This window comes from Leifsonia xyli subsp. cynodontis (assembly GCF_050632205.1).
Classification (GTDB): domain Bacteria; phylum Actinomycetota; class Actinomycetes; order Actinomycetales; family Microbacteriaceae; genus Leifsonia; species Leifsonia xyli_D.
Map to the genome: position 1 here is coordinate 2,143,396 of NZ_CP192578.1, position 18,527 is coordinate 2,161,922.

The window sequence follows — 18,527 nt, forward strand, 5'->3', positions numbered from 1 at the left end:
ACCTAGGCGTCCCGGCCGAGGAAGCGCAGCACCGCGAGGACGCGGCGATGCCCCTCGGCGGAGTCCTCCACCCCGAGCTTCGCCATGATGTGACCGATGTGCGACTCCACCGTGCGGAGGCTGAGGTGCAGGCCGGTGGCGATGCCGGCGTTCGACTTTCCCTCCGCCATCAACCGCAGCACGTCCCGTTCGCGGCCGGAGAGCGACTCCACCGCGGCCGCGGAGGACCGCGCGGAGACGAGCAGCTGGACGACCTCGGGATCGACGACGGAGCCGCCGCGGGCGACCGTGCGGACGGCGGTGACGAGCGTGTCGGCGTCGGCCACCCGATCCTTCAGCAGATAGCCGGTGCCGCTCCCCGCGCTCATCGCCCGGATCGCGTACGCGGCGGTCGTGTACATGGAGAGGAGGAGGACGCCCGCGCGCGAGCCGCCGGCCCGCAGCCGCTCGAGCGCGCGCAGCCCCTCGTCGGTGTGCGTCGGCGGCATCTTGATGTCGAGGACGATCGCGTCGATCCGCCCGTCGCTCTCCACCGCGTCCAGGAGCTCCTCGGCGGTGTCGACGGAGCAGACGACGTCCATCCCTCCCGCGCGCAGGATCTGGCCGATCCCCTCGCGCAAGAGAACTGCGTCGTCGGCGACGGCCACCCGGAGCGCGCGAGAACTGTCTGTCTGTCCCCCGCTCACGCGCTTACCCTAGCAGGCTGCGGATCGCCTCACCGGTCAGTTCCTCTTTGTTGATGAAGCCCTCTGCGCCACTGTCGGCGACGCGTCTGCCGTAGTCGGTCGCCGAGCGGCTGGAGGTGAGCACGACGGCGGCTCCAGTCGCGCGCATCGCGGGCACGATGTCGAACCCGCTGGCGTCGGGCAGGCCGATGTCGAGCAGGATGACATCCGGCGTCAGGCGGCGGCTCAGCTCCACGCCGGCGGCAGCCGTGTCGGTGTCGCCGACCACGGTGAAGCGCTCCAGACGGAGCAGCTCCGCGGCTTGAGCTCGGAACCGCTCGTGGTCATCGACGATCACGACGCGGAGGGACATGTGCCCATCATCACCGCAGCAGCCCGGCCGTTCATCCGTGCCTGCACGCAATCGGAATGAGGTGACCCCCCGGATGCGGGCCAATTCCGGCGCGGCCAGCATATGAGACAACCTCATCGACCCGAACGACGAGGTGCCGGGCCCCGGCTGACGGGCCGAGAACCACCCGAGGAGAGGCGATGTCCATCGCGACCCGAACCGCCGACCCGACCGGCGCCGCCCGCATGCGAGCGGTGACCGGGGCGGTCGCGGTGGACGACCCTCTCTCCCGCAGGCGCCGACCGTCGTGATCGACCTGCCGCGGGTCGCGCAGCGCTTCCGCGAGCTGCGGGCGGCGCTGCCGTGGATGGACGTGCGCTACGACGTCTCGGCGCTGGCGCATCCCGCCCTGCTCAGCACTCTCGCCGCCGAGGGCGCCGACTTCGTCGTCTCGCACGACGCCGCCGTCCCCGCGCTCACGCGCACCGGCGCCGACCCGTCCCGCGCGCTCTACGCGGTGCCCGGCTCGCGCTGGCCGCGGCGCCGGGTGGCGTGGGAGACCGGCCTGCGCACCTTCGTCATCGACCACCCGCGCGACCTCGACGAGTTCGCGTCCGCTCCCGCCCGGGCCGGCGTGCTGCTGCGCCTCGACCCTGCGGAGGCGGTCGAGGCCGCCCGGCACGCGGAGGCCCTGGGCGTCCGGGTCGTCGGCCTCTCGGTGCGGGTCCGCCGCGGAGCGGCAACGGACGAACTGCTCGACACCGTGCAGGACACCGTCCGGATGGGCGCCCGCCTCTGCGCCGCGATCGGTCGCCGCCTGACCCTTCTCGACGTCGGCGAAGCGCTGTCCGGCGGACCCGAGCACGTCGCGGCTCTCGGGCGCAGCCTCCGCTCGCTGGTGGCACCGGCCACCTCGCACGTCACCGTCGTCGCGTCGGCGGGCCGCGCTGTCGCCGCCGACGCCATCACCATCGTCGCGGGTCCCACGGAACGCTACGCCGACGCGGCGACCGCCAGCACGTACATCGACGCCGGCGCGGACGTCGTCGTCCTGCGGCGGCGCCGCCGCCTCCAGCGCCCGGCCCGGGCGCGCTCGACCTGGTCCCCGGCCGGCTGACTCAACCCCTCGCCGTCCGGAGACCGGCGGCGGGGACCACGGGAGTCTTCTCCGTGGTCCTCGCCGGAAACCGTTGTGACCGCCCGCCCCGCGCGGCCGCGATCGACTGATCGGAGTTGAGCCTCCTTCCCTCGCGTCACGATCCTCGACCGACAACGTCCTCATCAGTGAAGCCTGCGTCTGCATATCGCGGATGGTCGGGACGACTCGATCGAAGGAGATCACACGTGGATACAGCCGCTCGCCTCGGACGCGGGGTCGTCGCATCGGCATTGGTGACAACGTTGCTCAGCAGTCTGACAACCACCAGCGCGTACGCGTGGGTCCCAGCGACCCGATGCGCGTTCTCAACCCTGGTCGGTGTGCGCGGCACAGGAGAAGCGGCAGGATCGGGCAGCACCAACGGCGGTCGCACGTCCGCGTGGCCGAACGGACTGACGATCCATCAAAATTACAAGACGTCGTCCGTCATGTCGGATGCGTGGATCTTCCTGTACACGAAGATCACCTCGACTGAGTAGGAATCATGGCACGTGGAGTGGCGAAGTGCGGCGCCGACAATGCGGCCCTCGTGGTGTTGAGCGTGCTCGCCGTGATACTGGGAGTCGTGCTTACCTTTGGAGTGGCGCTGCTGCAGACGGGGGTAGCGGCATGCGGGCCGGCCACTCAGTGCGATGTGGCCGCACTTCAAACCGCTGGCCTCATCACGCCAGCGGCAACGCTTCTGGGCGTCATCTATATCCTGCTGATGATTTTCTTCCGCCGCCGCCGCCGAGTGTGGTGGATTCCCCTGCCTGCGGCCGGCGCGATCGTGGCCGCCTTCGCCGTATCCGCCGCGTGGACGGCTGCTGCCCTTCCGTGACAGGTGGTGGGGATCACGGGAAGATTCCCGGATCCCCACCTAACCCGTCCGTGTGGTGCGCTAGACGAGCGAGTCGCGCCACGCCGCGTGCAGCTGCGCGAAGCGGCCGGTGCCGGCGATGAGGTCGTCCGGCGTGCCGTCCTCGACGACGCGGCCGTACTCCATCACCAGCACCCGGTCCGCGATCGCGACCGTGGACAGGCGGTGCGCGATGATCACCGCGGTGCGGTCCGCGAGCAGCGTCTGCAGCGCCTCCTGGACCAGCCGCTCGCTCGGGATGTCGAGCGAACTGGTGGCCTCGTCCAGGATGAGCACCGCCGGGTCGGCCAGGAACGCCCGGGCGAACGAGATCAGCTGCCGCTGACCCGCGGACACCCGGCCGCCGCGCTTGTTCACGTCGGTGTCGTAGCCGTTCGGCAGACCCTCGATGAACTCGTGGGCGCCGACCGCCTCCGCCGCCCGCACGATCTCGTCGCGCGTCGCATCCGGCTTGCCGAGGGCGATGTTGTCCGCGACGGAGCCGCTGAACAGGTACGCCTCCTGCGTGACCATGACGATCGCTCGGCGCAGGTCCTTCGGGTGCAGGTCGCGCAGATCCACGCCGTCGAGCAGCACGGAGCCCTCGCTCGGGTCGTAGAACCGCGAGATCAGCTTGGCCAGCGTCGACTTGCCCGCACCCGTGGAACCGACCAGCGCGACCGTCTGCCCTGCGGGGATGTCCAGCGTGAACTCCGGCAGGATGACGCGGTCCTGCTTGTAGGCGAAGGTGACGTCGTCGAAGCGCACGTGGCCCTGCGCCGACCAGAGGTCGACCGGCTTCACGGGGTCCGGCACGCTGGGCTCCTCCTCCAGGACGCCGGAGATCTTCTCCAGCGCCGCCGCTGCCGACTGGTAGGAGTTGTAGAACATCGCCATCTCCTCGATCGGGTCGAAGAACCGACGCGTGTAGAGCAGCACCGCGAGCAGCACGCCGATGGCGAGCTGGCCGTCCGCGACGCGGAAGCCGCCGACGAGCAGCACGACGCCGACCGCGACGTTGCCGATCATCACGAGCCCGGGGTCGAAGATCCCGAACAGCTGGATGACGCGGGCGTTCACGTCCCGGTAGTCCTCGACCAGGCCGCCGAACTCCTTCTCGTTGCGCTTCTCCTTGCGGAACGCCTTGACGGCGCGGATGCCCGTCATGGTCTCCACGAAGTGCACGATCAGCTTCGCCGACGCCACCCGCGAGATGCGGAACAGCTTCTGCGAGCGCTTCTGGAACCAGCGGGTGAGCAGGTACAGCGGAATCAGCGAGCACACCAGCACCACGCCGCTCTGCCAGTCGATCGAGAACAGCGCGATCGCGATGAACAGCATGTACAGCACACCCTGTACCAGCTGGTTGATGCCCGAGTCGAGCAGCTCGCGGATGGAGTCCAGGTCGCTGGTCTGGCGCGAGATGATCCGGCCGGACGTGTACGACTCGTGGAACTCCAGCGAGAGCTTCTGCGTGTGCAGGAACACCCGCTTGCGCAAGTCGATCAGGATGGCCTGGCTGATCCGCGCGCTCAGCACCGTGTACCAGGCGATCAGCGCGGCGCCGATGACGCCGGTGAACAGGTACGCGATGCCGGCGGCGGCGAGCGGGAACCAGTCCTGCTTCATCAGCGCGGGCAGTCCGTTGTCGATGCCGAACGCGATGATCGCGGGACCCGCGACCTGGGCGGCCGTGCTCACCACGACCACGACCGCGGTCAGCAGCACCCGCATCCGCAGCGGGTGCAGCAGGCTCCCGAGCAGCCGCAGCGAGCGGCGCCGGACCTGCCGGCTCTCCTCCTTGCTGAGGTCGTTGCGCTCTTCGCCCTCGACGCCCAGCACTGTCGTCGTGCTCACAGGTTCACCTCCTCGAGGATCTCGTCGTCCTCCTCGTCCTCCAGGCTGGAGATGACGAAGCGGTAGTGCTCGCTGGTGGCGAGCAGTTCGTGATGGGTGCCGACGGCGGTCACGCGGCCGTCCTCCAGCAGTGCGACCCGGTCGGCGAGCATCACCGTGGACGGGCGGTGCGCGACGATCAGGGCCGTCGTGGAGGCGAGCACCCGTCGCAGCGCCGCCTCGACCAGTGCCTCGGTGTCGACGTCGAGCGCGGAGAGCGGGTCGTCGAGCACCAGGATGCTCGGGTTCGCCGCCACCGCTCGCGCCAGCGCCAGGCGCTGCCGCTGGCCGCCGGAGAGGCTGAGCCCCTCCTCGCCGACCTTCGTCTCGACGCCCTCGGGCAGGTCGTACACGAAGCCGGCCTGAGCCACCTCGAGCGCCTCGGTGAGCACGCGCTCCGCCTCCGCGGAGGCCGGGTCGAGGTCGTCGCGGCCCAGCAGGACGTTGTCGCGCACGGAGGCCGAGAACAGCGTCGCGTCCTCGAACGCCATGGCGATCGCCTTGCGCAGGTCGTACCGGGTGAGGTCGCGCACATCCACGCCGTCCACCTTCACCGCGCCGCCGGTCACGTCGTACAGGCGGGTGGTGAGCGCGGTCAGGGTGGACTTGCCGGAGCCGGTCAGGCCGACCAGCGCCATCGTCTCGCCCGGGCGCACCGCCAGGCGGACGCCGTCGAGCAGATCGGGGAACTGCTCGGGCGAGTCCTGGTACCGGAAGTGCACGTCGTCGAAGACGAGCTCACCCCGCGGGTCGGTGATCTTGGCGGGCGCGACGGGGTCCGTGATGGTGTTGACCTCATCCATGACCTCGAAGAAGCGGTCGGCGGCGGTGCGCGTGTCGAACGTCATCGAGAGCAGGAAGCCGATCGACTCGATCGGGAAGCGCAGCACGGTCGCCGTGGCGAAGAACGCCACCAGCTCGCCGACGGAGAGCTGCCCCTGCGAGGACAGCCACACGCCGACGACCAGGCAGATGCCGAACGCGACATCCGGCACCAGCAGCAGCCACAGCCAGATGCCGGCGATGGCCTTCGCCTTCTCGATCTCGGTGCCGCGCAGCTGCTCCGCCTGCGACTCGAAGCTCTTCAGCGCGTGCTTGCCCCGGCCGAACGCCTTGAGCACGCGGATGCCGTGCACCGACTCCTCGACGGCCGTCGCCAGGTCGCCCGCCTGATCCTGGCTGCGGCGCGCGATGACCGAGTACTTGTTCTCGAACACGAAGCCGTAGATCCAGAGCGGGATGGAGCACACCAGGAAGATGAGCCCCAGGATCCAGTTCCAGCCGATCAGGATGGCGAAGCCGACCACGATCGTGACCACGTTGACCACGAGCAGCACGATGCCGAACGACAGCCAGCGGCGGATCATGCTCAGGTCGCTGACCGCGCGCGAGAGCAGCTGGCCGCTCGGCCAGCGGTCGTGGAAGGCGACCGGCAGATCCTGCAGCTGCTCGTACAGCGCGTTGCGCATCCGCGCCTCGACGTGAGTACCCGGCGTGAGCACGAACCAGCGTCGCAGCGAGATGAACACCGCCTCGGCGGCGCCCAGCCCCACCACGAGCAGCGCGGCGGGCCAGACGGCGGCCGGGTCGCCGTTCGACAGCGGTCCGTCCACCAGCCACTTCAGCACCTGCGGGATGCTCAGCGCGACCAGGCTGGCGAGCAGCGCGGCCACCATGCCGAGCACGATGCGGGGCGCGGCGGACTTGGCGAACGGCAGGATGCGCAGCAGCGTGCGCGCGGTGCTGTTCCGCTTCCCGGTGCGAGGGGTCTGGGACGTGTTCTTCTTCTGTGCCGTGGCGACAGACATGGGTCTTCCGATTCCTGTGAGTGTTCCGACGCGGAGAGTCGGCGGCGACGCGCGAAGGAGTCGCCGAAGGGCTGCCGACGGTGGCAGGCCTTGTGAGGATGCGCGGTGCGCGCCGAAGCGCGCAGGGGGCGGTGGGGTTACCGCCCGTACGGTCGGGCGGTGGCCGCGAGCGCGGCGACGGACCCGGGCACGGTGATCTCTCGTGCGGTCTCGATCGTCGTCATGGCGTCCTCCCAGCCTCGATGTATGCGTCCTCTGTGCCGCAACAAGGCAGCCCTACAGGTTATTGCCAGGTAGACGTGAATCGCAAGAACTTTTTCCGCGAGGTTCGTCAGCGATCTGTGAAGTAACAGAAGAGGTGCCTCTCTCGCGTGCCTGTCGCAGCGACGAAAGCACCGAGGAGTCCCCCTACACCGGCCGCCACCGCGATCGCGCCGCCCAGCGCGAGCATCGCCACCCCATCCGGAGGCGCGGTGCCGGCGGCGGTGATCGCAGCAGCGGGAGAGGCGATGATGAGCCCGCCTGCTACCCACACCCCTGTCTCGGCGAGGGCCATGAGCACGAGATCCGAGCGAGCGACCCCCGCGTGCAGTGCCGACGCGAACGGGAGGCGGCGCAACCGGATCGATACGTAGGCGAGCCCGAGAGCGGCGATCCCCGCGACCAATGACGACCACTTCGTCGCACGGGACTCGAACGACGCGAGTCCCCCGAAGCGAGTACCCGGTGCGGAGTTCAACTGTGAGAAGCTCGGCGGCTGCGTATCCTCCGCGTCGCCGGTGGTGGACATGTCCGCGCTTGAGCCGCTCGTTCGTTGCACCTGCGGGATCATCGACAGCAGCAACAACGAGTTGACCTCATCGCTTTGTGGCCATTGGCGCACCCAGCACTCATCGAATGGGACCGACGACGTGGACGGCGCCAAAGCGGCGTAGCGCAACCCTCCGCGCCGCCCGTCGTCTGGGTAGGAGTACGAACCGGCGACAGTCACCGGACCTGTCGCGGTCGCAACCCGCGCTCCGGACCGGGCACCGAGCGCCTGCTGCGCCTCCGGGCCGAGCGCGATCCCGTTCCCGGATGGCGCCTCAACCAACGCACGGAATCCGGAAGATATATCACTGATCGGCAAGGGGGCGTCGGGTAGCACCGTCGGGCTAAGCCGGGTCCGCGTTTCGCGGATCGCTCCGGCAGCGATGACTCCCGGGGCGTCCACCAGCTGGTCGCACGCCTTGCCGTCGATACGACCGCTCGCGGTCAGAATCGTGATGTCCGCTCCACTGGCCCGGTAATCCCGCTCGGAGTGCAGGATGTCCCGGAGCGTTCCCAGCTCGGCGAGACAGAGCGCGCCGACGATGACGGCGAGACACACGCCGAACGTGACCGCCCGCGTCGTACCGGTCGCGAGGTTACGGCCGACCTCGCGCCACAAGGACTTCCCCCTCATACGAGCTGGATCACATCCGTGCATGCATCGCGGGTCCCGGTGTCGTGCGTGGCGACCACGACGATGGTCCCGTCGGTGGCAAGTTGGGCGATGCCCCGGTTGACCGTCCCTGACGTCAAGTGGTCGAGCTGGGCCGTGGGTTCATCGACCAGGAGCAGGTCCGGCTTCGCCGCGATACCCCGTGCGAGCATGAGGCGTTGCGCTTCGCCTCCGGACAACTGCCGGAACGGTCGATCCGCGACGGCGGAGAGACCGAATCGGTCAAGCAAGCCGTCGGCGCCGGCGTCGGCCTCGGCAGGGGACGCCCCCGTGGCGAGCAGGGGAAGCGCAACATGATCGCGTGCCGTGCGCCGTGGCACGCCATGCGGATTCTGGAACACCCACCCGATTCGCCGCCCCGGCGGGACGTCCACAGCCCCCTCAGAGGGCGAGAGCCAACCAGCGATGATCGAAAGCAGCGTGCTCTTGCCTGATCCGGAAGGACCTACCAGCGCGTACACCCGGCCGGACTCGAGGGAGTGGTTGTGGTCGCGGAACAGCCAGGGCAGGTCGGGAGCGAACCGATGACCGACACCGACGAGGTTCACCCGCACGACGTGGACTCTGCAGGTGAAGCCTGGACCGTTCGAGGCCGGGCGGTGGTCGAAGCGAAATCAACGAACGTCTGACCGAGTTGCGAGCCGATGATCGTCACGGGTACAGCGCGGCCGTCGCTGACCACGCACCCGTGAGCGCCGTCCACGCCGACGATCGCACTCGGCGGAACCGAGTTCGTAGCACGGGGAGTGGCCAGCGCGACCTGACCGCTGACCTTCGACGCCAACGGGACATCATCTTTCGACGCGTTCGTAGTCGATGACGAATCGTTGACTGTCGCCTTCGCTAAGTCGCTCAGTGCGGCTACCGAGGGGGCGTCCGTGATCGTGCCATTCGCGTTCACGGGCGCCTGGATGCCGCCGGCCGTGAACACCCGAGTGCCCGGAACGAGATCTCTCGGCATGTTGGTGACGCGCGCAACGGTTTCCGCGGGGGCAGTCGTCATCAGCGTGTCTCCGCTTCTGACTCGGGCTCCGAGTTGCGAGTCGCACGTGGCCGGTGACACGCTGGGCGCTGGAATCCACACGACGCGCGAGAGCGGCAGACCGACGTCACCGCGCTGGCGCCTTGTCATGTTCGGGGCGTCGATCTCCGTCAACACACGCTCCACCGCGTTCGCCGTGTTAGCCCCATATGTCCCGTCGGCAGAGATGTCGTAGCCGAGGCGTCGCAGTTCGACTTGGAGCGCCCTGACGTCCGGCCCTGTGTCCGCAGGAGCCAGATCGCGCCAGAGCGGAACCGCTGTGGAAAGAGCGAGGAGCGGCGCGCCGTTGACCGCGACGGGCGAGCCTCCCGAGACGATCGGCTGGTCGGGAGCGCACGCGTAATCGGTCACGTGGCCGTCGACGTTGGAGAGGACGGGCACGGCCAGTCCCCGCGAGACCGTCACCTGGACGGCTCGGGCATCTTCGAAGTCGTGCTGAGCCACGGGGACCCGGGTGGCTGGTTTCGCCGCGGTCAAACTCTCCGGTCGTGCCGCCGTCAGCGCAGCTGTCACCCCCGAACCGAGCGCGATCGCGAGCGCCGCGACGACGACGATCACCGCGTAGCGGATGCTCGGTCGCGTCGTCTGCTGCTGTGCGGACATAAGGCTATTTGCCCTTCGTGATGTTCAGCGGGTCTTCGTTGCACTGCTGCACTTGGGCGTTCTTCTTGCGGTCCGAGAACGTCGGGAGGCCTTCTTGATAGTCGCTGGTGCTGTAAGAGGGGCTGACAAGATGGTGCTTCTTGAAGCAGGCAACGATTTTCGGTACGACGTCCACGTTGTGCGGATTTGTGAGCATCGCTGAGTAGATGAGACCGACGGTGTTCACCCCCGCGAACTTGTCGCATGACTCGATCTGCTTCCTGCCGACATCGGAGTCCTCGTCCTTGTCCAGTGCGGTGATCTCGTGCGACCCGGTTTTCTTGTACCAGTCCAGCCTGTGTCCGTTGCTGGCGAGACACGTGCGGAAGCGCTCAATCATTTCAGCGTGTTCGGCATCGGTGATCTTCCCATCGGACAACGCATCGCGCTCGAAAGCGGTGTGGGATTTCCCGTACACATCCGCGAGCACTTGCGCGTATGGCCCCGTGAAGGGCGGGCTGCCTGCTGCCGTTGACGATGGCGTCACGGCGACGCTTGCGGACGGACTCGACGCGGAAGTGACGCGCGACGTTGCGCACCCGGTCAATACGGCACACGCCAACAACGCCAGTAGCGCGACTTTCTTCATGATTCCCTCTGTCCTTGACGAAAGCGGAGACATGAGGGTGAGGCGGACGGCGAGGCGTCGCGCCTCACCCACACGCGCTACACGTTGTTCCAATAGGCGTAATTCGTGCGACCGAGCTTGCGGGAGGCGTTGGATGTCACCCCGGGTCGCGTGGTGCCGGAATAGGCGTACACCCCGTCGACTTTCACCGTCGATGTGTGGAACCTCGTCGGCTGCTTGAAGCTCGAGTACGTGAGCACACCCGTGCCGTACTCCCAGGTGCCTCCACCGACGTATTCGTAGTTCCACCCCGAAGCATTGGCGGCCACAGCACCGCCGCCCACGACGAGTCCTACCGCCAACCCAGCCGCGGCCGCGACTTTGGAGATCTTCCTCACTATCCAGTCCTCTCGGTTATCGGGAGCTGAAGCGCCCTCCCAACGGGAAGCACTCCCAACCTTTATGGACGCGGGTGGCACATAGACATGACGTGTGTTTTTAACATTTCAGAGAGAGCAGTATGGGTGACGATCATGGCCCCACGACCACGCTCACAATCGGAACGCCGGGAGGGCCCAGCATGCTCAACGGGCGAGTCGGCCGGGCAACACGCAGTACGCCCGGGGCCGGGGTCCTCGAGCGGCGGGGTGGTACGGCCCGGCCGTGATCCAGGCTCTTGCTACGCTCCGGGTCAGCGGATCCGGATCGACAGGCAGGTGACGCAGCCCTCGAGCTTCTCGAACTCCGAGATGTCCACCTGGATGACGGTGTAGCCCAGGCTCTCGACAAGCGCCACCGACTGCGGGGCCGACGACGACATGAGCACGGTGTCGTCGGAGAGCACGACGACGGCGGTGCCGTGCGCCTCCGGGACCGGGAGGAAGCGCTCGAACATGCGCGGCTCGTCCACGATGGGCTCGTAGCCGATCACGGTGCCGTCGGGCAGGGCCGTGACGGCGGTCTTCAGGTGCAGCGCCTTGGTGACCGGCACGGCGACCACGGTGTAGCCCAGCGGGGCGGCGATCGCACGCAGCTGGCGCACACCCTCCGCGTTCGTCCGTCCTCCGCGACCGACGTACACGGTCGAACCGACGTTCAGCACGTCGCCGCCCTCGAGGGTTCCCGGGGCGACGATGCGCTCGAGGTGCAGGCCCTGGGCGCGCAGCGCGGCCTCGGTGCCCTCCGGCTCGGCCTGGCGCGACTCCGCGCCCGGGCGGGTGATCACCGCGGTGTCGCCCAGGACGACGGCGGTGTCCTCGACGAACACGGAGTCGGCGAGACGGTCGGCGCTCGCGACCTCGACGGTCTGCCAGCCCGCCTCGGAGAGCGCGGCGACGTAGGCGTCCCACTGCTTGTCCGCGAGGTCCGTGTCCACCGGCTCCCGCTCGATGTGCGTGGTGAGGCCGTCGGCGAGGTTCGCGGCCGGGATGCGGACCAGGGCGATGCGGCGTTCGGCGCGCTCCCCGCCCTCCACCGCGTGGAACACCGCGTAGCCGGCGGTCGGGAAGGCGATCGCGACGGACAGCCAGAACGGCAGGTTGATGCCGATGAACGAGCTGAACAGCTGGCCCCACGCGTCGCCCGACAGCGTGACCTTGAGCACGGTGAAGAGAACGAGGGTGCCGAGCACCGTGCTCACCAGAGCGACCACGATGCCCGTCACCACCGCGATCCAGCGCCGGTCCATGGCACCGAGGAGGGCCGCCACGAAGCTGAGGATCAGGGCCGCCAGCGTGTTCCATCCCACGTACGTCGACGAGTTGGCGAGCGCCGCGGAGTTCAGCTGGCTGGCGACGAGGATCACGAACGTCGAGGCGACGAAGGCGATCGCCGCGACAGCGACAGCGGCGGAGATGGATGCGGCGAGCCGGCGGTCCCAGGAAGACGTCATGGGATCAGGCTAGCGGAGCGCCGCTATGCGTTCGCTGGCTCCCGCAGGCGCTCCAGCGCGAGCTCCTCCGCCGCCTGCAGCGTCGTGACGCCGCGGTCCTCCGCCGCCCGGAAGATCTCCGCGACGATGTCGCCGATTCGCTCCACGCGCTCCTGCGTCGCCTCGGCGGTGACGCCGGCCTCCCCCATCATGTCGAGGAAGATCACGCCGCCCGCGTTGACCACGAAGTCGGGGGCCCACAGGATGCCGCGCGCGGCCAGGCGCTCGGCGCCGGAGCGCTCCGCCAGCTGGTTGTTGGCGGGGCCGACGACGGCCGCGACGCGCAGCTCGTCGATGACACGGTCGGTGAGCACGCCGCCGACACCGGCCGGCACGAACAGGTCGCCCTCGACGCGGTGCGCCTCCTCGGGCTCGACCCAGGTCGCGCCGAGCGCATCCGCCAGGGCGCGCTTCGCCGGGTTCACATCCGTGACGGTCAGCACGGCGCCCTCGCCGGCGAGCCGCATCGCGATGATCGAGCCGACATGGCCCAGGCCGAGAACGGTGACGCGCCGGCCCGCGACCGAGCGGCTGCCGGACGCGCGCTCCAGCGTGGCCAGCAGCCCCGCGTAGACACCGGCGGCGGTCGCGTCGCTGGGCTCCCCGACCCCGCCCTCCGACGGCGGCAGGCCGCAGACGTGCGCGGTGCGGGTGGCGACGACGGACATGTCCTCGGCGCTGGTCCCGACATCCTCCGCGGTCATGTAGCTGCCGCCGAGCGTCTCGACCGCGTCGCCGAGGTCGAGCATCGCCTCGTAGCGCTCGGTCGGCGTGAGCTGCGTGCCGCGCGGCACGTAGATGACCGCCTTGCCGCCGCCGCGGTTGAGCCCGGCGGCGGAGTTCTTCAGCGTCATCCCCTCGGCCAGGCGCAGCGAGTCGGCGACCGCCTCCTGCCAGGAGTCGTACGTCCAGACGCGGCAGCCGCCGAGGGCGGGGCCGAGGACGGTGGAGTGGATCGCGATGCTGATGGTGAGGCCGCTCCGCCTCCCCTTCACGACGTGCAGTGTTTCGTGCGGCAGGTCTGCGGGCAGGACGGACATCGGTGTCTCCTCGTGGGATCGCGGTGAAAAGTGTTCGGCGGTCTTGTGGACCGCCGTCCATTCTCCCCTGCCCCGCGAGGCACCGCAATGTCAGTGGAAGAAGTGCCGCTCCCCGGTGAAGTACATCGTCACGCCGGCCGCCTTCGCCGCCTCGATCACCTCGTCGTCGCGGATGCTGCCTCCCGGCTGCACGATCGCGCGGACGCCGGCGTCGATGAGGATCTGCGCCCCGTCGGCGAACGGGAAGAACGCGTCGGAGGCCGCGACGGATCCGGCCGCCCGCTCGCCCGCGCGGGTGACCGCGAGATGGCACGAGTCGACGCGGTTGACCTGGCCCATGCCGACGCCGACGGACGCGCCCTCGTGGGCGAGCAGGATGGCGTTCGATTTGACCGCGCGGCACGCCTTCCAGGCGAACTCGAGGTCGGCGCGGGTGGCGGCGTCCGCCTCCTCGCCGGCGACCAGTGTCCATCCCGCCGAACTGAACTCGTCGAACCGGTCGGTGTCCTGCACGAGCACGCCGCCGGAGATCTGACGGAACTCGGTCAGCGCCCGGGCGTAGTCCGCGGGCAGCTTCAGGATGCGCAGGTTCTTCTTGGTCTGCAGCAGCTCGAGCGCCTCCGCCTCGTAGTCGGGCGCGATCAGCACCTCGGTGAAGATGCCCTTCACCGTCTCCGCCATGGCCAGCGTCACGGTGCGGTTCGCGGCGATCACGCCGCCGTACGCCGAGACCGGGTCGCACTCGTGCGCCTTGCGGTGCGCCTCGGCGATGTCATCGGCGGTCGCGATGCCGCACGGGTTGGCGTGCTTGATGATCGCGACGGCGGGCTCGGGGAAGTCGTAGGCGCTGCGCAGGGCGGCGTCCGCATCCACGTAGTTGTTGTACGACATCTCCTTACCGCCGAGCTGCGTCGCCTGCGCGATGCCGTGCCCCGCCGGGTCGGCGTAGAGCGCGGCCGCCTGGTGGGAGTTCTCGCCGTACCGGAGCGTCTGCTTCAGCTCGGCGCGGGCCTCCCAGCGCTCCGGGAAGTCATCCGTCGCGGGCGCCTCGCCCGCGAACCAGGCGGCGACGGCGCCGTCGTAGGCGGCCGTGTGCGCGAACGCCTTCGACGCGAGCTCACGCCGCTGGTCGAACGTCGTGCCGCCCGCGGCCACCGCCTCGGTGATCGTGGGGTAGTCGGAGGGCGAGACGACGATCGCGACGTTCGCGTGGTTCTTCGCCGACGCTCGCACCATCGCCGGGCCTCCGATGTCGATCTGCTCGACCACATCGTTGCCCACTGCGCCCGAGGCGACCGTCTCGACGAACGGGTACAGGTTGACGACGACGAGCTCGAACGGCTCGATGCCCAGATCCTTCAGCTGCTCCTCGTGTGAGGCGAGGCGCAGGTCGGCGAGCAGCCCCGAGTGGATGGCCGGGTGCAGCGTCTTGACGCGGCCGTCCAGCGACTCCGGGAAGCCCGTGACGGTCGCCACGTCCGTCACCGCGTGGCCCGCGTCGCGGATGGTCTGCGCGGTGGAACCGGTCGAGACGATCTCCACCCCGGCGCCGGCGAGTGCCGCCGCCAGGTCGAGCAGACCGGTCTTGTCGCTGACCGAGATCAGCGCCCGGCGGATCGGGACGAGGTCCCGCTCGCGGTACAGGTTGGCGTCGTGACGGGGTCCGCTCATGCTCGGGCAAGCTCCTCGAGGTCGATGTGTCCGTTGGCGATGTCGAGCACGGCGTCGATGAGCAGCCGTCGCTCCACGGGTTTGATGCGTTCGTGCAGGGCCGTCTCGGTGTCGCCGGGCAGCACCTCCACGCGCTCCTGGCTGATGATCGGTCCCGCGTCCACTCCGTTGTCGACGACGATCAGGCTGGCGCCGGTCTGCGTCACGCCCGCGGCGAGCGCGTCGCGCACGGCGTGCGCGCCCGGGAACTCCGGCAGGTACGCCGGATGCGTGTTGATGAGGTCGGGCGAGAGCGCGTCGACGACCCGCCGCGGCACCAGCCGCATGAACCCCGAGAGGATGGTGAGGTCGGGCTCCCACTGCCGGATCTGCTCCAGCAGGGCGTCGCCCCACTCCTCCCGGCTGGGGTACGAGGTGTACGGGACCGTGAAGGTCGGGATGCCGAAGCGCTCCGCGTGCTCGAAGCCGTCCGCGTCGCGGTCGGCGCCGACGGCGACGACGCGCGCCGGGAACTCCGCGTCCTCGGACGCCTCCAGCAGTGCGCGCAGGTTGGAGCCACCGCCGGAGATCAGCACGACAATCGAGAGCACGCACCCAGCCTAGCGGCGCGCGATCAGCGGCGGATGCCGCCCGGCGACCGCGGGGAGGGCGCGATCAAGCCGATGAAGGCCGCGACGGCGACCTCCGCGGCCGCGAGGGCACCCACCAGCCACGGGTTCGGCCCGACGTCATGCAGGCGGCCCGGGCCGAGAGCGCCGGAGGACCACCAGGCCAGCAGGCCGAGCTGGACGCCCGCGACCACCCCGATGCCGACGGCGGTCAGGATGCGCGAGCGCAGGTCGTCCAGCATGGCCGCGCCCGCATCCACCCGGGAGCGCAGCAGCACGGCGGCGAAGAAGCCCGCGAGCAGCGGCACGATGAGGCCGACCAGCCCGAAGGCGAGGCCGCCGTGCGGGATGACGCCGAACAGCGGGAGCCCGGGCAGCGGTCCCAGCTCGGTGCCGAGCGGGCTGACGGAGGAGCCCGTCCCGATCGCGAAGCCGGGCCCGACCAGCCACGACGCGATCCACACCACGATGTTCGGCAGCACGGCGAGCTGGCCGACCGTCAGGGCGGCGCCACCCGCGACACCGGTCTGCAGCTGCTCGTAGAGGCTGATGATGCCGCCGTAGTTGCCGAAGATGAGCAGGGCGAGGATGAGGGCCGACACTCCGATGACGATGGCCGTCGCGGCGGTCCCGGCCCGCACGGCGCCCGGGGCGACGATGCGGAAGACCTCCGGGACGGCGAGGGTCCGCGACCGCGACCGCAGGGAAGACAGGGGGCGGTGGCCGCGCCACCGGAGGCCGAGGGCGCCCACGGCGTGCGGCGGCCCGTGCCGCTGCCGTCGGCGCCGACCGCGCGCTCCGGTGTCTCGTCCGGGCGGCCGCGGAGTGCCGCGAAGCCGAAGCCCGCGGCGATCCCGAGGGCGTAGACGAACGGCGGGAGCACGACCCCCTGCCAGACCGACGGCTGCGCGACCGGGGAGCCGGCGGAGAGCACCACCAGGGTCGAGACCACGGCGAAAGCGGCGAGCGCGCTCGCGGCGCCCACCAGGCGCTGATCCGTCTCGGCGGCGCGCATCCCGGTCCGGACTCCGAGGCCCGCGGTCAGCGCCGCGCACCCGAGCAGCGCGATGGTCACCTGGAACGGCGCGGCGGCGGCCGGCAACCCGAGCTGCGCGACGGTCTGCGGCGTGAGCGCCACGGTCAGGTTCACGCCGTGCCCGACGAGCCAGATGTCCGCCGCCGACCGCCACACCACCGCGAAGTCCGCGCCGAGCTGGTACTGCGCCGCCCACAGGATGGTGATCGGCACGAGGCAGATCCCGAGGCCGATGGCTGCCACGATGAGCGCCTCCAGCGCGGCGAGCAGGGCGACGGTTGTGCGACTCATGACCGAACGGAGCCTACCCGGGCCCGGCCGTCGCGGCCCGCCGACACTTCGGGGCTCAGGAGACCATCACTTCGGGGGTCTCGCCGTCCGCCGTCTCCGGCACGGTGATGACCGGCCGCTCCACCAGCTCCAGGATGGCGACGACCAGCGCGGCGATGACCAGCGTCCAGATGATGAGCGCCGGAGTGAGCGGGCGGACGAACAGCACGACGGCGGCGGCGATCACGGCGACGATGGCGCGCAGGAGGACGCGTTGGGAGTACATCCACTCGCCCGCGCGTCCCGTCGTGATACCGTGCGCCTCCGCCGACTCGCGCACCCAGGAGACGCCCGACCCGAAGAAGCCGCGCAGGCGTCGCGGCACCGCGAAGGGGCCGGAGTACCAGCCGACGAGAGCCACGGCGATCGCCAGCACGAGCACGGCGATCGCGGTGGCGATCATCGCGTCCGTCACCGTGGAGTAGAGCGTCTGAGCGAGACCGGAGGGCACCAGCGATGGTGAGGTCGACGACACGAAGACGAGACGGCCGATCGCGATGGCCGCCAGGGTCAGCGCCATGGCGAGGCCGAGTCCGACCGCGGCCCAGACGAGGGCGAGCGCCCGCCGGCGCGCCACGATCACCCCCAGCGCGAGCAGCCCGATCGCCACCCAGGGCAGCCACGCGCCCGCGGCGACCGCCAGCGTGTAGAAGAGCTGCAGCGTGGGGATGGACGAGTTCTGGGCGACCGTGATCGTCCGATCCACCGACGGGATCTGCGAGGCGAACGTCAGCCCGCGATCCACCAGCAGCTGTTTCACCCGGTCGATGATCGGGGCGAGCTGGATGCCGATGGAACCGTCCGAGCCGATCGTGATCGCCGACTTCGGGTTGTTCTGCATCGTCGCCACGAGCTGGTCGTGGCTCGTGCGGAGGGCCTGCTCCCAGACCTGGGCGAACGCATCCGACGCGACGAACCGCTGGATGGTGGACTGCATCAGCGACACGATCCCCTGCGCAAGCGGCCCCTTCAGCGACTCGAGCGCCTTCGTCGCGACGGGCCCGGTGCCGAGGCCCGTGATGCCGTCGATCACCTGCGAGGTGATCTTCGGGATGTCGACGTTCTCCTGCACGGCCTTCACGGCCTGGTCGGTGACGAACGCCTGCACACCCGGGTCATGGGCGAGGGGCGCGTAGGTGGCGACGAACGTGTCCGTATCGGTGAGCTGCACCTTCGCCCACGAGGTCACCACGGCCAGCGGTGCGAGGATGGCGCCGAGCACGATGAGGACGGTCGCGAGCAGCGTCCATCCCCAGCTCCGGCGCCGCTTCGCGGGGACGGCCGCGGTCTCGGCCGGCGTCTCCAGCGGGATCTCAGCCGTCTCCGCCTGCGCGCGGAGAGCGGCGTTCTCCTCCTCCAGCGCGGCGATGCGCTGCAGCAGTTCGGCATTCGTCAGCTGTGCCATCGGCGTCCCCTCCCGGCTCCGCTCGCGCACACTGTAACTCCGCGGCCACGCGCT

17 protein-coding genes and 1 pseudogene are annotated in these 18,527 nt (G+C 69.8%); 2 read left to right on the top strand and 16 right to left on the bottom strand.

What is annotated here, in order from left to right; translation table 11 throughout:
- Positions 1-2 precede the first annotated feature (2 nt).
- Entirely contained in the window at positions 3-686 is a 684-nt protein-coding gene (locus ACQ86M_RS10570) for a response regulator transcription factor (protein ID WP_431245411.1), read from the bottom strand.
- Between the two features lie 4 nt (positions 687-690).
- Complete coding sequence (locus ACQ86M_RS10575) at positions 691-1,038, bottom strand: response regulator (RefSeq protein WP_431218658.1); 348 nt, start codon at positions 1,036-1,038, stop codon at positions 691-693.
- 286 nt (positions 1,039-1,324) lie between these two features.
- Between ACQ86M_RS10575 and ACQ86M_RS10580 the strand changes: the two genes are divergently transcribed.
- Together ACQ86M_RS10580 and ACQ86M_RS10585 are read left to right on the top strand one after the other, a co-directional pair.
- Positions 1,325-2,134, top strand: coding sequence for a hypothetical protein (locus tag ACQ86M_RS10580; protein WP_431245412.1), 810 nt, complete (start codon positions 1,325-1,327; stop codon positions 2,132-2,134).
- A gap of 526 nt (positions 2,135-2,660) precedes the next feature.
- The gene (locus tag ACQ86M_RS10585; protein ID WP_431245413.1) at positions 2,661-2,996 is read left to right on the top strand and encodes a hypothetical protein; all 336 of its coding nucleotides are present in this window, start codon (positions 2,661-2,663) and stop codon (positions 2,994-2,996) included.
- Positions 2,997-3,056: 60 nt separating this feature from the next.
- Here the strand turns inward: ACQ86M_RS10585 and ACQ86M_RS10590 are convergent, their stop codons facing one another.
- The 14 genes and pseudogenes from ACQ86M_RS10590 to ACQ86M_RS10655 form a co-directional block, all read right to left on the bottom strand.
- A complete protein-coding gene (locus ACQ86M_RS10590; RefSeq protein WP_431245414.1) occupies positions 3,057-4,871 on the bottom strand; it encodes an ABC transporter ATP-binding protein in 1,815 nt (604 codons plus the stop codon).
- Positions 4,868-6,718, bottom strand: a complete 1,851-nt coding sequence (locus ACQ86M_RS10595) for an ABC transporter ATP-binding protein (protein WP_431245415.1) — start codon at positions 6,716-6,718, stop codon at positions 4,868-4,870. Before ACQ86M_RS10595 ends, ACQ86M_RS10590 begins: the two co-directional genes overlap by 4 nt.
- Positions 6,719-7,049: 331 nt before the next feature.
- Complete coding sequence (locus ACQ86M_RS10600; protein WP_431245416.1) at positions 7,050-8,147, bottom strand: hypothetical protein; 1,098 nt, start codon at positions 8,145-8,147, stop codon at positions 7,050-7,052.
- Between the two features lie 11 nt (positions 8,148-8,158).
- Positions 8,159-8,755 (bottom strand): ABC transporter ATP-binding protein, encoded by a 597-nt coding sequence (locus ACQ86M_RS10605; protein WP_431245417.1) that lies wholly within the window; start codon positions 8,753-8,755, stop codon positions 8,159-8,161.
- Positions 8,746-9,846: a peptidoglycan-binding domain-containing protein gene (locus ACQ86M_RS10610; RefSeq protein WP_431245418.1), complete on the bottom strand. Its 1,101-nt coding sequence runs from the start codon at positions 9,844-9,846 to the stop codon at positions 8,746-8,748. Before ACQ86M_RS10610 ends, ACQ86M_RS10605 begins: the two co-directional genes overlap by 10 nt.
- A 4-nt stretch (positions 9,847-9,850) precedes the next feature.
- On the bottom strand, positions 9,851-10,474 hold the full coding sequence (locus tag ACQ86M_RS10615) for a hypothetical protein (RefSeq protein WP_431245419.1): 624 nt from the start codon (positions 10,472-10,474) through the stop codon (positions 9,851-9,853).
- Between the two features lie 77 nt (positions 10,475-10,551).
- A complete protein-coding gene (locus ACQ86M_RS10620) occupies positions 10,552-10,797 on the bottom strand; it encodes a lactococcin 972 family bacteriocin (protein ID WP_431245420.1) in 246 nt (81 codons plus the stop codon).
- Positions 10,798-11,144: 347 nt separating this feature from the next.
- Complete coding sequence (gene ddaH, locus ACQ86M_RS10625) at positions 11,145-12,344, bottom strand: dimethylargininase (protein WP_431245421.1); 1,200 nt, start codon at positions 12,342-12,344, stop codon at positions 11,145-11,147.
- A gap of 23 nt (positions 12,345-12,367) precedes the next feature.
- A complete protein-coding gene (locus ACQ86M_RS10630; protein WP_431245422.1) occupies positions 12,368-13,423 on the bottom strand; it encodes a Glu/Leu/Phe/Val dehydrogenase dimerization domain-containing protein in 1,056 nt (351 codons plus the stop codon).
- Positions 13,424-13,513: 90 nt separating this feature from the next.
- Positions 13,514-15,094, bottom strand: coding sequence for a bifunctional phosphoribosylaminoimidazolecarboxamide formyltransferase/IMP cyclohydrolase (gene purH, locus ACQ86M_RS10635; protein WP_431245423.1), 1,581 nt, complete (start codon positions 15,092-15,094; stop codon positions 13,514-13,516).
- Entirely contained in the window at positions 15,091-15,684 is a 594-nt protein-coding gene (purN, locus tag ACQ86M_RS10640; RefSeq protein WP_431245424.1) for a phosphoribosylglycinamide formyltransferase, read from the bottom strand. Before purN ends, purH begins: the two co-directional genes overlap by 4 nt.
- A 23-nt stretch (positions 15,685-15,707) precedes the next feature.
- On the bottom strand, positions 15,708-16,454 hold the full coding sequence (locus tag ACQ86M_RS10645) for a cell division protein PerM (protein ID WP_431245425.1): 747 nt from the start codon (positions 16,452-16,454) through the stop codon (positions 15,708-15,710).
- Positions 16,455-16,549: 95 nt separating this feature from the next.
- Positions 16,550-17,029, bottom strand: a pseudogene (locus ACQ86M_RS10650) (cell division protein PerM); the annotation flags it as partial.
- Between the two features lie 55 nt (positions 17,030-17,084).
- Entirely contained in the window at positions 17,085-18,473 is a 1,389-nt protein-coding gene (locus ACQ86M_RS10655; RefSeq protein ID WP_431245426.1) for a hypothetical protein, read from the bottom strand.
- Positions 18,474-18,527: the final 54 nt, after the last annotated feature.